Genomic DNA, 15400 nt, shown 5'->3' with positions numbered 1-15400 from the left:
CCCGCACCTCGACTGCGGAGGTCGCCACGCCCACGGAGCCGAGCTTCACCGTCGAACCGCCGAAGAACAGCCGTGAGACCGCTGATCCGATGCCACCAGAGTGGAACAGCGGTATCGCGACCGAGACCACATCGGCGCGTCGGCAGGACAAAGCACTGATGCGTGACAGGCAGAGCGCGTTCAGGTTCGCGTGCGTGATCATCACGCCTGGGGCCGCATAGCTACTCGTTTGCCGATTCTTCGGCCTGAGCGCTCAGCCGGCGGTGGCGGTGAGCAGTTCCGCGAACCGTTGCTGGGCCGCGGCCCGACGAGTGGGTACGTGCTCGGTGGGAATGGCTGTCGTCGGAGGCGTGTAGTTGCGCAGGATCAGCTTGGCGACGCTGTCCCGGTGTACCTCGTCAGGGCCATCGTAGAAGCGCGCCGCGCGCGCCGACCGGTACATCCCTTCCAGAGGCAAGTCGGCGGAGTAGCCGAGTGAGCCGTGTGCCTGGATCGCGCGATCGATGACGTCGTGTAGCACCTTCGCCCCGTAGTACTTGATGTACGCGATCTCCTTGCGGGCGGCCGCGGTACCGTGCTGGTCGATCATCCATGCCGCGTTCAACGTCATCAGGCGCGCGGCCTGGATCTCGGCAGCCGAATCGGCGATCCAGTTGCGGACGGTCTGCTTGTCTGCCAGCACACCATCGTGGAGTTCGCGCGAGGCGGCGCGTTCGCACATCATGTCGAAGGCCCGCTTGGCCTGCCCGATCCACCGCATGCAGTGGTGGATGCGGCCTGGCCCCAGCCGTTTCTGGGCGATGCGGAAGCCGTCACCGATGCCGCCGAGCAGCGCGGTGGCCGGTACCCGGACATTGTCGAACAGCACCTCGGCGTGCGAGGGGTAGTGGTTCGGCTGGATGATCGGATGTTCCATGGTAGCCAGGTCGCGCACGATCCGTACCCCGCACGTGCCGATCGGAACTATGAATTGTGATGCGCGCTGGTGCTTTTCGGCCTCCCGGTCGGTCACGGCGACGACGATGATGAAATCCGCCGTCGAGGCGTTGGAGACGAACCACTTGTGGCCGTTGATGATCCAGTCGTCGCCGTCGCGCAAGGCCGTGGTAGACAGGCGAGTCGGGTCAGAACCCGCGTGGCCGGGCTCGGTCAACGCGAAGGCCGAGTATTTCTCGCCGGCTAGCAGCGGTTCCAGGTACTGTGCCTTCTGTTCAGAAGTGCCTGCGGCGGCGAGGATTTCGCTGTTGCCGGAATCCGGCGCCTGATTGCCGAACACCAGCGGTGCCACCCAGCTGGAGCCGATGATCTCGTGCATCAACCCGAGCTTGACCTGGCCGTAGCCCTGGCCGCCCAGTTCCGGGTCCAGGTGCGCGGCCCACAACTCCTGCTGCCTCACCTGCTCTTGCAGCGGTGCGATGGCACGGCGCAGCTGTGCCCAATCCAGGCTCAGAGTCTCGAGCGGAAGCACTTCGGCGCGGATGAAATCCCGGATCCAGTCCAGTTTCTTCTGGAACTCGGGGTCAGTGGAGAAATCCCATGCCATATCGGTCCTCGATTCGTGAATACGATCAGTTGTGGTCGATCAGGTGGTGTGCTCGGGTGAACAGGGCCGCCGCATTGGTGTGCAGCCGTTGCCCCACATCGACGGAGGCGAGCCCGGCGCACGACCGCGCATGGGTGCCCTCCAGAATGATTCCGAGTTTGAAACAGGCCAGCACGGCGTACCAGTCTGCGGCCGACACATCGAGGCCCGTGCGTTCGCCGTAACGTCGTATGAGTTCCGACGCGGGCGGCAGTCCGCCTGCGCCCGTGAGTGCAGAGCCGATGATGTCGATCGGCTGATCCGGCTCCGGCCAAGTCGCCAGCAGCCAGCCCAGATCCAGCATCGGATCGCCGATCGTGCACATCTCCCAGTCCACAATCGCCGCCACATGCGGCCCATCGGGCGCGAACATGATATTGGCGAGGTGGTAGTCGCCGTGCATGATCCCGATCGGGCCGCTGGACGGCCGGTTGCGAGTAAGCCACTCGGCCACCGACTCGACGGGCAGGCCGTGTCCGTCGTAATTGTCCAGCTGTGCATAGGACTCGAGTTCGCGCAGCCAGCGCGGTACCTGACGTTCGAGAAAGCCCTCGGGGTGCCCGAAATCGGCCAGCCCCACCGCCTTGTAGTCGACCGCACTCAGCGTGGCCAGCGCGTCGACGGCCGCGAGTCCCATCCGATAGCGAACGCCCGCGTCCGAGGCGTGCAGTACGGGCAACTCGACCGCTGCGTTGAAACCGGCCAGCGGCTCCATGAGGTAGAACACCGACTCGCCCAGCACTGATTCGTCGAGGCACCCGGCGATCAGCCGGGCATGTGGCACGACGGTGTCGGCCAACGCCGCCAGCAGCCGCATCTCCCGGCGCAGGTTGTCATTGGTCGTCGCGCGCGGATGTAGCGGGCCTCGGCGCAGTACGAATTCCCGTGCGCTGCGGGTGAATCGCAGCATGATGTTCTGAGTGCCGCCCCCGATGGCGCGTATGTCGGTCAATGGCCCGCGCCCAAGGCCATTGGCATCCATCCAGCCGGCGAGTGCGGACAACTCGACCCCGGGAATCCCGAAGCTCGCGGTCGCGCAGACGCTGCTCATCGGACCCCGCCGTCGAGCCGAAGTACGGCACCTGTGCAGAACGATGCCTTTTCGCTTGCGAGATACAATGCCGCTCCAATGATCTCGTCAGGCTTTCCACAGCGGCGCAGCGCCGCCTGGCTGTCGAACTGCACCCGCATTTCGTCGGTCCACGCCTGGGAGATGTCGGTGAGGAAGGGCCCGCACTGGATCGCGTTGACTCGGACGCCGGTCGGCCCGAACGTCTGTGCCAAGCCTTCGGTGAGGTTGTTCAGCGCGGCTTTGGCGGCCGCGTAAGGAATCGCATTGGGATCCGGGCGTATCGCCTCGATCGAGGAGATGTTGACGATCGAGCCACCGCCCCTCTCCGCCATCCGTGCACCGATAACCGATGCCAACCGGAAGGGACCTTTCAGGTTCACGCCGATCACCTTGTCGAAGTACGCCTCGGTGACCTGATCGACTGACGGGTACAGCGGCGACAGTCCGGCGTTGTTCACCAGCACATCGACCCGACCGAATTCCTGGTACACGCTGTCGATCAGGGTGTCACACTGTGCCCAGTCACTGACATTGCACGCCACGGCCAGTGCCCGGCGCCCATGCAGCGCTTCGACGGCTTTCGCCACCACCTCGCAGTCGGCGAGCTTTCGACTCGTCACCACAACGCGGGCGCCCTCGGCGCCGAAGGCCTTGGCCATCTCTTGGCCCAACCCTCGACTGCCTCCGGTGATGACAACTACCTTGCCATCGAATTCCATTGTGACCTCGTTGATTTCGTCTAACTAGCGTCCGGGCCGGCACGGTTCCGGCGTCAGGATCGTCATCGGTTCGGCGTCCCGGTAGGGAACCCTTCCTGTCTGGCGTCCTGCCGCGTTTCCAGTTATTAAACTGAGCGCCCACTATATTATAGCCGGAGAAGTTCATTGTCGAGGCGTCCATCGTCGCGACTATTTCGACATCGGGCAGTTCGACCACCGTCCCCGGGGCGGTCGCGGCCATGAAGGATATCTACATGGCCGAGGACATCGACAAGAGGCAACTGGCGGTGAAAGCGTTCGAAATCGACTACGGCGCAAAATATCCCAAAGCCGTCGCGAAGATCGTCGACGACCTCGATGTGCTGCTCGAGTTCTACCGATACCCGGCTGAGCACTGGATCCATCTGCGCACCACAAACCCCATCGAATCGACCTTCGCGTCCGTTCGTCTTCGGACCAAGGTCACCAAGGGGCCGGGCTCGCGGGCGGCGGGAATCGCTATGGCCTACAAGCTGATCGATTCCGCCCAAACCCGCTGGCGCAAGGTCAACGCACCCGAACTCGTCGCCCTCGTCCGTGCCGGCGCGCTCTTCCACAAGGGCAAGCTGCTCGAACGCCCCCGCGACATCACACCAGCGTCGACAGCCGACGCGGCCGACACCACCGGAACGGAGGTCGCCTGAAACTCACCGAATCCACAGGGTTTGACAATTCCTCATCAGCACGCGCCATGCTGGCGTAGGTGCAGAGACTGAGGGTCGCAGCCTTTGGCGCCGAGGCCGAGATGGAGCGCCAAGCCCAGGACTTCGCCCGCGACGTCTCCGCAGTTCCTGCGGACACACCACCACTGGTGGAGCCCCTTGAACTCGACTCGCAAGCCTCCAACATCCCCGATTCGGAGCCCCCTGACGCCCAAACAACCGGCCCGGAACGCTTGCGCATCATCCAGGTCGCGCCCCAGGTGGCGGCGGTAGGCAGGATTCCGGCGGCTGAGTTCCTAGAATTCCAAGCGAGTCGGAGGTCGGAGTGCGTTGAAAGACTTCTCGTATAGCGATTCCTCGGTCCTGCGGACGATCGAGTCCGAGCCTGCGGAGACCATGATTCGCATCGCGCACGACCTGAAACGGATAATGGGAAGCATCGGTGGAGGAGAGTTGTGGCCAGGCACTCCCTACTCTCTCGAGAAAACGTGGACCGAACTCCTTCGGCTTCGGAACAGAGCCGCCATGGGTGGCGCGAGCGTTGCCGCAGCACACTCGTACAACGTCGGCGCTCGGGATTGGGCACGCCGATACGCCGAGTTCCTCGAGGCGGCGGTTGAGGCGTTTGAGCAGATACCACGCAATGCGTCCGTCGATATGATTGCAGATGCCTCGACGGACGCGCTGACCTGATCGGTGCGGGACGACGACGCTGAGTTCCGTTGATCTCGCCTGTCATGCGACCGGCGTGTGAGCGTCGACCAGGGACGGTCGAGCGTTCCGCATAAAGCCCCCTTCTGATCGGCGTAGCGAGCGGGACCGCCGTATCCCAGATTGTGAAGGCCGCAACCGACTTCCCCAGAGCCGGAACGACTTCCGTGATATGACTGTCCATGATTCCCCTGGCCGACGTGTCGGTTTCTCAGGATTCTCTCAGCTGAACCCGAATTGAACCCCCACAGAGTTCCCCACCTGCGGTTATGCACTGATTCGGCTCGAAGCTGTCACCTGATCCTTTCTGCATAACCGCAGGTAGAACGGGTGACGTGACGTAGTGTCTGTGTCCGGAGGGGGACTTGAACCCCCACGCCCGATAAAGGGCACTAGCACCTCAAGCTAGCGCGTCTGCCATTCCGCCACCCGGACCGGTGTTGTTGAGCAAGGGTAACGGATGGGTGGGGAAGTGTTGAAATCGGTCTATCCAGGGGGAGTGGTGCGGACCAGCAGGCATTCCGGTTGCGTCCGAATGGCATTTCGACGAACGCTGGCGCGGGGCGCATCGGTTGCTCGCCCGAACCCGATCGGCGTCGCACCGAGTTCCGAGATCGATGTGGCAGGCTGGCCGCATGCGTGTTGCCGTTGTTGCCGGGCCGGATCCCGGCCATGCTTTTCCGGCGCTGGCGCTGTGCGAACGGTTCCTGGCCGCCGGTGACGATCCGGTGCTGTTCACCGGACCGCGTTGGTTCGACGCCGCCAAGCGGGCGGGCGTCGCGGTGCGCAGACTCAAGGGGCTCGCGCCGCGCACGGTCGACGACGACAGCGATGCCGGTCAGCGCATTCATGAGCGCGCGGCGCATATTTCGACCGAAATCCTGCCCGATTTGAGCGCGATGCTTCCCGAGCTCGTGGTGTCGGATGTGCTGACCGCGGGTGGCGGGATGGCTGCCGAGCGACTCGGGGTGCCGTGGGTCGAGCTATCGCCGCATCCGCTGTATCTACCGTCGAAAGCATTGCCGCCCATCGGAAGTGGCCTCGCGCCTGGGGAGGGGGTGCGCGGCCGCCTGCGTGACGGCATGTTGCGCACCATGACCGCCCGCGCCATTCGCAATGGTGTGCGGCAGCGCGAGCAGGCCCGTGAAAGTGTCGGACTGCCCGCCACCGATCCGGGTCCGGCGGCCCGCCTGATCGCCACCCTGCCCGCCCTCGAGGTGCCGCGCCCCGATTGGCCCGAGCACACCCACGTCGTCGGCCCGCTGCTGTGGGAGCCCACTCCGAAAATCCTCGAACCACCGCCCGGCGACGAGCCGCTGGTCATGGTGGCGCCGTCGACCGCGCATACCGGTGTCGCGGGCATGGTCGAAACCGTGCTGGACGCGCTGGACGGAGCGGGTGTCCGGGTGGCCATTTCCATGCTCGACACTCCGCCTGCCGATCTGCCGCCATGGGCAACCGCTGGACTCGGCCGCCAAGACGAACTGCTCACGCACGCCTCGGTGGTGGTTGGTGGCGGTGGCCACGGTTTGCTCGCGAAATCTCTGCTCGCGGGTGTTGCGATCGTGACGGTCCCCGGCGGTGGCGACCAGTGGGAACTGGCCAATCGCGCTGCCCGCCAAGGCAGTTCGATCCTGGTCCGACCGCTGACCGCTGATGCGGTGCGCTCTGCGGTCCTCGACCTGCTCAATACACCCGGCTATCGGGCGGCCGCGCAACGAGCAGCCGCGGGTATCGCGGATGTCGTCGACCCCATCCGCATCTGTCACGACGTGCTCAGTGTGCGGACCCACTAGCGCCTGTTCGGCCATTTCCGAGCCGATCCCGCCCGCCGATCGAACGGCCCGAGTGAGCGGCCCGAGTGAGCGGCCGCATCGGCGCGAGTATCTTGAATACGGTGCGGTTGACCGAGTTCCAGGAGCTGTTGCACACCGAGTTCGGTGTGGCCCGTGGCGATGCGCTGCTCAGGGACCACACCATCCCGGCATTGGGTGGGCGGACGGGTGCCGCCGCCATCGAGGCGGGCATCGACCCGCGTGACGTGTGGCGTGCGCTCTGCACCGACTTCGACATACCGAGATCACGCTGGTGACTGACCACGGTTACGGCTTCGACGAGCGGCTGCGCATGATCCCCACCGATCATGGGGAGTTGGCCGCTCGCGTCGCGGCGTCGCGGCCGGTCGACTTCGCCGAATTCCGCAAGATCGGCATCGAGCTGATGCTGCTCGGCCGCTATGCCGAGGCCCTCGATCACCTCGATCGCGCCCTCGAACTCGCCGATAGTGACTATCGTCGGATGTCGGTTTGGATCAACCTCGGCGATGTCTACCGCTACTGGGGTGACACCGTCACCGCCGAAACGCTGTATCGCCGAGCTGTGGACCGAGCCAGCGATTCCGAGGTCCTTTCCTTCGCGCTGCAGCACCTGGGTAAGGCTCTCGCCGAACAGGGCAGAATGTCCGAGGCGAGGGCGCGGCTCACCGAGGCGTTGAAACTGCGCGTCGTCGAGGGGGATGCCGAGCTGATCGAATCCACGCGCACCACTCTCGACTTCCTCGACGACCTGCCCACGACCTTGCCGCCGCAGGTCGCCGCAGTGCTGGGTGACAATCCCGCCTGGTCGGATGAACACGAGGGTATGAGCGGCGGTGTTGCGCACGTCAATGGTGCGTATTGGGTCAAGCGGGGGCCGCGGGCCGCGGCCGAATATGCGCGGCTGAATTGGTTGCGGGGCAAGGGGATTCAACTACCGGACATTGCTGTGTTCGAAGCAGATGTCCTGGTTCTCACCGACGCGGGTCGGCCGAGTCTGGCCGCCGAGCCGACAGAATCGGTGGGCGCGGTCATGGGCGAACTGCTGCGGCGTCTGCACGACATTCCCGTCGCCGATTGCCCGTTCGATGGCAGGTTGGATGTCATGCTGGCGCAGGCGCGGCGCCGTGTGCTCGAGGGTTTGGTCGATGTCGACGACTTCGACGACGACAATCGAGGGCTGACGCCGGAACAGATCTACCAACGACTGCTCGCCGATCGTCCACCGGAGGAGGATCTCGTTATCGCGCATGGTGATTTCACTCCGTCCAATGTGCTGGCCGGTGGTCTGTTGATCGACCTCGGTGGCTTGGGCGTTGCGGATCGATACCGCGACCTGGCCCTGGCTCAACGCGATCTGCTCGAGGATTTCGGTTCCGACGAATTGCGCGCGTTCTACGCTGCCTATGGGCTCGCCGAGCCGGACCGGTGGCGACTGGACTACTACCGACTGCTCGACGAACTCTTCTGAGTTCAGCTCTTTTTCGCGTAGTGGCGTGCGGCCTTGGTGCGGTTGCCGCAAGTCGCCATCGAATGCCATCGGCGGGTGCCGTTTTTCGAGGTGTCGTAGAAGAACAGCACACAGTCCGGATGGGCGCACTGGCGGATCCGGTCGGGTGCCTCGGCCAGTAGCCCCAGCAGGTTGTCCGCGGCGAGCCAGCCGGGGAGCCAGGCGGTTTCGGGTACGTCGACGATATCGGTGGGCCCGGTATCGGTCAGGGTGCGTCGGATCCGGCCGTGGTCGAGCACTTCGTTGAGCGCGGTGTGCGAGGCATGTTTCACCACATCGTAGATGGCGGTGCGGGCGGCGAGTACCGCCTGCAGGGTCCGTTCGTCCGCCTTCGCGCGATCGTCGAGCCCGGCCGTGGTGAGCCAGGTGCCGAGGCCCGTGACATCGGTGAGCAGATCTTGTGGTCCGTCCTGGTTCCATCGGGTGTTCAGCAGGTCGAGTGCCAGCGGTTCACCGAGGTGGGGGCGTGGATCGGGCATACCTGAGGGTAACGATCTCCTTTTCGTCTCCAGGGCAAACACCACCGTTCTAACTAGCTAACATGAGTTTAGAGGTTGACGCGCGTATCGCCGCCGGTTATGTTCTAACTGTTAAAACTATCTTGAGAAGTTATAAATTCCGAGGAGAATCACGATGACGACAGCTATCGCGCCCGAGTTGGCTACCGGGCACATCGGCCTGAATGTCTCCGACCTGAACCGATCGGTGGACTTCTATCGCCGCGCATTCGGTTTCGAGCAGCTCGCTGCCAGTGCCGACGACGACAAGCGCTGGGCTTTCCTCGGCGCCAACGGCAAGCTCGTGCTGACCCTCTGGCAGCAGTCCAACGGCACGTTCTCCGCCGAAACCCCTGGCCTGCATCATCTTTCATTCCAGGTCGACACCATCGAACAGGTGCGTTCGATCGAGGCGCTGCTGCGGGAACTCTCGGTGAGTTTTGCCCACAATGGCGTGGTCGCGCACGGCGAGGGCGTCGCCTCGGGCGGCATCTTCTTCACCGATCCCGACGGTATCCGCCTCGAGGTCTACGCACCCACGGGCGCCGAGTCCGCTCCCGCGCCCAGCGGTGCCGCTCCAACCTGTGGATTCTTCTGAGCCCGAACGCTGTTGAACATGCCAGGAGGATCCTGATGAGCCACTTTCATCCGGGCGAGGTCGCCGTGCAGCAGCGAATGGGCCAGGCGCATATCGCCGATCGGGTGGGACGGATGATTCGTGCCGATATCCCCGATATCGCAGCGGGTTTCCTGGCTGAGCAACCAATGGTTGTGATCGGCGCCACAGACCTCGAGGGACGGGTGTGGGCAGGCGCGGTGGTCGGGCCGCCGGGGTTCGTGCATGTCATCGATGCCGGGACGATCGCGATCGATGCCTTTCCGGCCGCTGGAGATCCATTACATGAAGCGCTGACTCGTCCTGCCCGGATCGGCATGATTGCGCTGCAGCCGCAGCGGCGAAGGCGAATGCGCGTCAACGGATCGGCGGTGCCAACCGAGGCGGGGTTGCTGATTACCGTCGATCAGGTGTATTCGAACTGTCCGAAGTACATCTCGCGCAGGCAGATCGAGTCGTATCGCCCCGATATCGACCTACCAGCGCCCCTACATAGCACGGAACTCGATGCGCGACAGCGCGCGCTGATCGCCGCGGCGGATGCCTTCTTCATCGCCACCGCGGATGCCGGTGGCAATGCCGATGCCTCCCATCGCGGCGGGAATCCCAATTTCCTGCAGGTGCTTTCACCTACGCGGCTGAGATGGCCGGACTATCAGGGCAATTCGATGTTCATGACACTCGGGAACATCGCGGTGAACCCACGCTGCGGCATTCTGGTCCCGGACTGGACCACCGGCGCAACCCTTCAACTCAGCGGAACCGCCGAATTGTCCTGGGCACCCGAAACCTTCACTGCCGGAGCACAGTGCTCGATCGACTTCACCATTACGGAAGTGGTCGAAGTCCACGGCGCGGGCCAGCTCCGCTGGGGTCCGGCCGAACTCTCCCCGGTCAACCCCTGACCTCATACCCGAGAAGGGAATCGCAAATGCGACCTCCGCTGCCGCCGTTCGACCTGGAATCTGCCAAGGCCAAGGTGCGTGCCGCCGAGAATGCCTGGAACACCAGGGATCCCGAGCGCGTCGCCGCCGCGTACACCGAGGAATCGGTGTGGCGCAACCGCGACGAGTTCTTCACCGGACGCGCCGCCATCGTCGATTTCCTCACCCGAAAGTGGTCCATCGAAAACGGGTACGCACTGCGCAAGGATCTCTGGGCGTTCGAAGGCAACCGCATCGCGGTCCGCTTCCAGTACGAGTGGTATGACGAATCCGGCCAGTGGTGGCGCAGTTACGGCAATGAGCAGTGGGAGTTCACCCCGGAAGGTCTGATGTCGCGGCGCGAGGCCAGCATCAACGATGTCCGCATCGACGACTCCGATCGCCGCATCTTCGGCCCGCGCCCGGAAGGTGACGAATCCGTTCTGCCGCAGCAGTAATCGATGAGTGCGGCGCGCTCGTACCGGGCACCCCGTGTGGGGTGCCCGGCCTGCCGGGTCTGATGAGGGCGACGCCGGTTCGGTGCTCAGACGACCACGGTCTGCGCCTGAGCCGGGACGTCGGCAACCTGACGTTGACGATGGAACAGCCCGAATGCGATCACGCCGAATACGATTCCGACTCCGGCCGCGACTGCGAACGCCGCATCCAACCCATCCACGAACCGCGACAATGTCATCGGCCGACTGTCATCGGCGACTTCACGGAATACGGTGCCCAGCACCGCCACGCCGAGTGCGAGGCCGAGCTGCCGTGCGGTATTCACCGCACCTGCGGCGATCCCGCCCTGCTGCGGCGGCACCGCCGCCATCCCCACCGCGACAAGGGCGGGCGCGTTGATGCCGATACCCGCGCCGATCACCACGAATCCGGGAACCAATGCGGCCCAAGATGATCCGATATCGATGATGGTCATCAACCCGGTGCCGACGCCGACCAGCACCAGGCCGGCGCCGATCGTCCATTTCGGCGAAACGTCGTGCAGCAGTTTGCCGAATGCACCGGCGACCACGAATGCCATCGCCGCCATCGGCAGCATGGCCAGTCCGGCGCGCATGGGCGATAAATGCAACTGCTGCTGCAGCCAGAGCGAAATCAGGGGAGTGGCGGCGAAGGCCGCGAACGTCTGCCCGAACGCGGAGACAAGGGTGGCCCCGAAGTTGCGATTGCCGAGCAGGGCCAGCGGGAACATCGCTGCAGTACTGCGGGATTCGACGAATACGAAGGCCAGCAGTGCGACCGCGCCGAGCGCCAGTGCGAACAGCGTAGGACCATCGGACCAGCCGTGTTCGCCGCCGCGGATGACACCGTAGGTGACCGCCGTCGCGGCCGTCGCGAACGCCAGCATGCCCGGCACGTCGATGGCCCGATCCGCATGCCGCGGCGACGGCTGGAAAACGATCGCGGTCAAAACGATCGCCAATACCGCTATCGGCAGATTGACGAAGAAGATCCAACGCCACGACAGTGCCTCGGTGAGCACACCGCCGAGCACCACGCCGATTCCAGCCGCCGCACCCGATACCGCACCCCAGACGCCGAAGGCGACACCGCGATCACGGCCGGTGTAGGTGGAGTGCAGCAGCGACAGGGTGGTCGCGAACATCGCGGCCCCGCCGATGCCCTGAAGTGCCCGCGCCGCAATGAGACTCGCCGAGGTATCGGCGATCCCGCAGATCAGCGAGGCGAGCGCGAAAACCACCAGTCCGGCGAGGTAAGCGCGCTTCGCACCGACCCGATCGGCCAGTGAACCGAGCACCAGCAGCAGCGCGGCCAGCGCGAGCGCATACCCGTCCATCACCCACTGCAGTCCGGACAGGCCGGTGCCGAGATCGGCGGCGATGTCGGGAAGCGCGACATTGACGATGGTGACGTCGATGAGCAGCATCAGCGTGCCCAGGCACGCGGCGAATAAGGGCAGCCATTTCCTCACGGGAGCCTCCGAGGCGATTCGAATGATATCGACACTCAGAGTGCGGCAGGCGTTGATATCCACATAGTCACACGGCAATGTGCGTTAGATTCCTCCTGTGCAATTCGAAGATGGCGTGGATTCCTCCATACTCGATGTCCTCGACAAGCAGATCCTGCACGCGCTGGTGACCGATGCGCGCATCCCGTTCGCCAAGCTCGGCGCCATCCTCGAGGTTTCGGAACAGACGGTGGCGCGGCGCTACCGATCGCTGCGGCAGCGCGGCATTTTGCATGTGTCGGGGCAGGTCAACGCGGTGCCGCTCGGGCATGCGCGCTGGGTGATCCGGCTGCGGTCGACTCCGGACAAGGCGGCGCGGCTGGCCGAATCGCTGGCCCGCTTTCCGGATCTGAGCTGGGTGACCCTGCTGTCCACCGGATCCGAGGTGACTTGCGTGAGCAGGCCGCGCTCGGTCGAGCGGCGCGACAAGCTGTTGATGCAGACGTTGCCCCAGGCCAGTCAGGTGATCGGACTGACGGCCCACGAGGTGATCCACCGCTTCCCGCTCGACGAGGAATGGCCGCATTTCGGGCACCTGTTCACCGCGGCGCAACTGCGCGAACTCGGCACGCGGCCACTGTGGCGGGCCGATACGGGACCGGAAGCGCCGGTGGAACTTTCGGCGCAGGACGAGGCGATGCTGGTGCTGCTCGGTCGCGACGGTCGCGCGCCGTACGCCCAGATCGCCGCCGAAATCGGTTGGACCGCAACGCGAGTGGCGCGTCGCATGGCCGAGCTCGTCGAATCTCGTGTGCTGTACTTCGATCTCGATTTCGCGATCGAACGGATGGGGTACGCCGTGCGGGCGGCGCTGTGGCTGCGCGCGCGACCGGCGGATCTCGAGGCGGTGGGCACCGCGATGGCGACCCACCCGGAGATCGTCTTCATTGCCGCGACCACCGGGCCGACCAATCTGATGGCGTCGCTGATGTGTCGCGATACCGCGCACCTCTACCGGTATGTCACGCAGCGGCTGGGTGCACTCGATGGGATCACGGATGTGGAGGTGACGCCCGCGTTGCGGGTGTACAAGCAGGCGCAGACGTTGCTGGACAGTGATCGGATTTCACTGGTGCGGTGAAGATCGGTTCAGCGCTCGGAAAAAGGGCTGCGATCGGCCGTAGCGCGGCGGTTGCCGTGTCGGAGAATTCGGGGCGCGTGTTGTCGGGCGCGTCGCTTGACTCGAACACCTGTTCGTCTAGGCTGGTCGTCAGAACTTGTCGGTGCCGCCCTCTAATGTGGGCGCCAACCACGAACGAGACTTACCCGGCGGAAAAGGGGATCAGGATATGGCACCACAGGCGTACGACCGTGATAAGGCGCTCGAGCTGGCGCTGGCTCAGGTCGAGAAGAGCTTCGGCAAGGGCGCGGTCATGCGTCTCGGTGAGGAGGCGCGCCAGCCCATTTCGGTGATCCCGACCGGATCCATCGCCCTGGACGTGGCGCTCGGCATCGGCGGTCTGCCGCGCGGCCGCATCGTCGAGGTCTACGGTCCGGAGTCCTCGGGTAAGACGACCGTCGCACTGCACGCGGTGGCCAATGCCCAGGCCGCGGGCGGCGTCGCTGCCTTCATCGACGCCGAGCACGCGCTCGATCCCGATTACGCCCGCAAGCTGGGCGTCGACACCGACGCGCTGCTCGTCTCCCAGCCCGATACCGGTGAGCAGGCGCTGGAAATCGCCGACATGCTGGTGCGTTCGGGTGCGATCGACATCATCGTCATCGACTCGGTGGCCGCGCTGGTCCCGCGCGCGGAAATCGAGGGCGAGATGGGTGACAGCCACGTCGGTCTGCAGGCGCGTCTGATGAGCCAGGCGCTGCGCAAGATGACCGGTGCGCTGAACAACTCCGGCACCACCGCCATCTTCATCAACCAGCTGCGCGAGAAGATCGGCGTGATGTTCGGTTCGCCCGAGACCACGACCGGTGGTAAGGCGCTGAAGTTCTACGCCTCGGTGCGCCTGGATGTGCGCCGCATCGAGACGCTCAAGGACGGCAGCGATGCGGTCGGTAACCGTACCCGCGTGAAGGTCGTGAAGAACAAGGTCTCGCCGCCGTTCAAGCAGGCCGAATTCGACATCCTCTACGGCCAGGGCATCTCCAAGGAGGGCTCGCTCATCGATATGGGTGTCGAGCAGGGCTTCATCCGCAAGTCCGGCTCCTGGTACACCTACGAGGGCGACCAGCTCGGCCAGGGCAAAGAGAACGCCCGCAAGTTCCTGCTGGAGAACACCGACATCCGCGACGAGGTCGAGAAGAAGATCAAGGAGAAGCTCGGCATCGGCGCCGACGTGACCGCCGACGGCGCGGCCACCGAGGTCCCCGCCGACTTCTGATCCGATGCCCCCTCGGCACCCAGCCTCGAATCCCACCCGGCCCGCACCAGATCCAACGCGGCCCGACCCCGTAACCGAGGCTCGCCGCCGCCTGAACGAACTACTCTCCGCCTCAGGCCGCCCACCCATCCCGCCCTCTACTGGCTCGGGTGAGCCCGAGCCGGATCGGGTGCGGTGGTCTCAGAGCGATTCGGAGGCCGCCGGTCTCCGGCCGGGTGGTTTCGAGCGGAACCGCAGTCGGCGGTCCGAGATCGACTTGGCGGCCGCCGGTTTCCGTTCGGGGGAGCCGGAGCTAGGGCGTGGCCGGTGGTCCGAGGGTGGCTCGGACGCCGACGGGTTTCGTTCGGATGAATCCGAAGTAGGCCGGGTGCAGTGGTCCGAGGGTGACTCGGTGGATGCCGGTTCTTGGTCTTCCTGGTCGGGCGGTCCTTGGTTGTCCGAGTTCGGTCCGGAGGCTGCTGATTTCCGGTCGGGCGAGTCCGAGTCGGGCCGCGGGCAGTGGTCCGAGGACGATCGAGGGAGCGACGGATTCTCGTCGGGTGAAATCGAGTCGGGTCGAGATCAGGAGCGGTGGAACGCTGCACGGCTCGGTCGTGCCGGGGCGGAGGAATCTGGGGAGGGCGAGTCCGGATCGGGGCGACAGGGGTCCGAGGGTGATTCGGCGGAGGCCGGATCTCGGGTGGCCGGAGGCGATTCAGCGCGGTGGGACGAAGGGGGCTCGGGTTTTCGGGGGAGGGGGCAGGGGGATAGGCGGGTCCGGTTGGCCGAAGGTGGTTTGGCCGATTCGGACATCATGGGAACTCGGTCGAGCGGGGGCGGGGGCCCGCGGGGGCGCGCGACGGGGGGCCGGCGCGGGGGGGGGGGGCGGGGCCCGGTGGGGCGGCCCCACAACCCCGACGCCGACGAACAGAACAAATTATGGCCCTGGG

Annotated in this window: 13 protein-coding genes, 1 tRNA gene and 1 pseudogene; 9 read left to right on the top strand and 6 right to left on the bottom strand. The window is 65.1% G+C overall.

Features of this window, described 5'->3' with window-relative positions:
* Positions 1-253 precede the first annotated feature (253 nt).
* The 3 genes from AB0J47_RS08655 to AB0J47_RS08645 are packed head-to-tail and all read right to left on the bottom strand — an operon-like array spanning position 254 to position 3373.
* Positions 254-1543, bottom strand: a complete 1290-nt coding sequence (locus AB0J47_RS08655) for an acyl-CoA dehydrogenase family protein (protein WP_364342110.1) — start codon at positions 1541-1543, stop codon at positions 254-256.
* A gap of 25 nt (positions 1544-1568) precedes the next feature.
* The gene (locus AB0J47_RS08650; protein ID WP_364342107.1) at positions 1569-2633 is read right to left on the bottom strand and encodes a phosphotransferase family protein; all 1065 of its coding nucleotides are present in this window, start codon (positions 2631-2633) and stop codon (positions 1569-1571) included.
* Positions 2630-3373, bottom strand: coding sequence for an SDR family oxidoreductase (locus AB0J47_RS08645; protein WP_364342104.1), 744 nt, complete (start codon positions 3371-3373; stop codon positions 2630-2632). Before AB0J47_RS08645 ends, AB0J47_RS08650 begins: the two co-directional genes overlap by 4 nt.
* Positions 3374-3594: 221 nt before the next feature.
* Here AB0J47_RS08645 and AB0J47_RS08640 point away from each other — a divergent pair.
* Positions 3595-4056, top strand: a pseudogene (locus AB0J47_RS08640) (transposase); the annotation flags it as partial.
* A 1079-nt stretch (positions 4057-5135) separates the two neighbouring features.
* Here AB0J47_RS08640 and AB0J47_RS08635 read toward each other — a convergent pair.
* A tRNA-Leu gene (locus AB0J47_RS08635) sits at positions 5136-5220 on the bottom strand.
* A gap of 200 nt (positions 5221-5420) precedes the next feature.
* On the opposite strand from AB0J47_RS08635, the gene AB0J47_RS08630 reads away from it, so the two are divergent.
* The 3 genes from AB0J47_RS08630 (at position 5421) to AB0J47_RS08620 (ending at position 8070) form a co-directional block, all read left to right on the top strand.
* Positions 5421-6581 carry a glycosyl transferase gene (locus AB0J47_RS08630; RefSeq protein ID WP_364342101.1) on the top strand — a complete coding sequence of 387 codons (1161 nt, stop codon included), beginning with the start codon at positions 5421-5423 and terminating at the stop codon, positions 6579-6581.
* Positions 6582-6682: 101 nt separating this feature from the next.
* The gene (locus tag AB0J47_RS08625; protein WP_364342098.1) at positions 6683-6877 is read left to right on the top strand and encodes a DUF3046 domain-containing protein; all 195 of its coding nucleotides are present in this window, start codon (positions 6683-6685) and stop codon (positions 6875-6877) included.
* Positions 6874-8070, top strand: coding sequence for a phosphotransferase (locus tag AB0J47_RS08620; RefSeq protein ID WP_364342095.1), 1197 nt, complete (start codon positions 6874-6876; stop codon positions 8068-8070). Before AB0J47_RS08625 ends, AB0J47_RS08620 begins: the two co-directional genes overlap by 4 nt.
* A gap of 2 nt (positions 8071-8072) precedes the next feature.
* On the opposite strand, the gene AB0J47_RS08615 is transcribed toward AB0J47_RS08620, so the two are convergent.
* Positions 8073-8588, bottom strand: coding sequence for a CGNR zinc finger domain-containing protein (locus AB0J47_RS08615; RefSeq protein WP_364342092.1), 516 nt, complete (start codon positions 8586-8588; stop codon positions 8073-8075).
* A gap of 154 nt (positions 8589-8742) precedes the next feature.
* Here AB0J47_RS08615 and AB0J47_RS08610 point away from each other — a divergent pair, with 154 nt between their 5' ends.
* Genes AB0J47_RS08610 through AB0J47_RS08600 form a run of 3 tightly spaced genes read left to right on the top strand, consistent with a single transcriptional unit; the run spans position 8743 to position 10603 of the window.
* Positions 8743-9204 carry a VOC family protein gene (locus AB0J47_RS08610; protein WP_364342089.1) on the top strand — a complete coding sequence of 154 codons (462 nt, stop codon included), beginning with the start codon at positions 8743-8745 and terminating at the stop codon, positions 9202-9204.
* Positions 9205-9239: 35 nt separating this feature from the next.
* Positions 9240-10127 carry a pyridoxamine 5'-phosphate oxidase family protein gene (locus AB0J47_RS08605; protein WP_364342086.1) on the top strand — a complete coding sequence of 296 codons (888 nt, stop codon included), beginning with the start codon at positions 9240-9242 and terminating at the stop codon, positions 10125-10127.
* A gap of 26 nt (positions 10128-10153) precedes the next feature.
* Complete coding sequence (locus AB0J47_RS08600; protein ID WP_364342083.1) at positions 10154-10603, top strand: nuclear transport factor 2 family protein; 450 nt, start codon at positions 10154-10156, stop codon at positions 10601-10603.
* Between the two features lie 86 nt (positions 10604-10689).
* Here the strand turns inward: AB0J47_RS08600 and AB0J47_RS08595 are convergent, their stop codons facing one another.
* Positions 10690-12096: an MFS transporter gene (locus tag AB0J47_RS08595; protein ID WP_364342080.1), complete on the bottom strand. Its 1407-nt coding sequence runs from the start codon at positions 12094-12096 to the stop codon at positions 10690-10692.
* A 97-nt stretch (positions 12097-12193) separates the two neighbouring features.
* Here AB0J47_RS08595 and AB0J47_RS08590 point away from each other — a divergent pair, with 97 nt between their 5' ends.
* Together AB0J47_RS08590 and recA are read left to right on the top strand one after the other, a co-directional pair.
* Positions 12194-13216: an Lrp/AsnC family transcriptional regulator gene (locus AB0J47_RS08590; protein ID WP_364342077.1), complete on the top strand. Its 1023-nt coding sequence runs from the start codon at positions 12194-12196 to the stop codon at positions 13214-13216.
* Positions 13217-13424: 208 nt separating this feature from the next.
* The gene (gene recA, locus AB0J47_RS08585; protein WP_364343058.1) at positions 13425-14471 is read left to right on the top strand and encodes a recombinase RecA; all 1047 of its coding nucleotides are present in this window, start codon (positions 13425-13427) and stop codon (positions 14469-14471) included.
* Positions 14472-15400 lie beyond the last annotated feature (929 nt).

Origin of the sequence: Nocardia sp. NPDC049737 (assembly GCF_040674755.1) — a bacterium.
Lineage (GTDB): Bacteria > Actinomycetota > Actinomycetes > Mycobacteriales > Mycobacteriaceae > Nocardia.
This window is presented reverse-complemented; position numbering and strand designations above follow the sequence as displayed.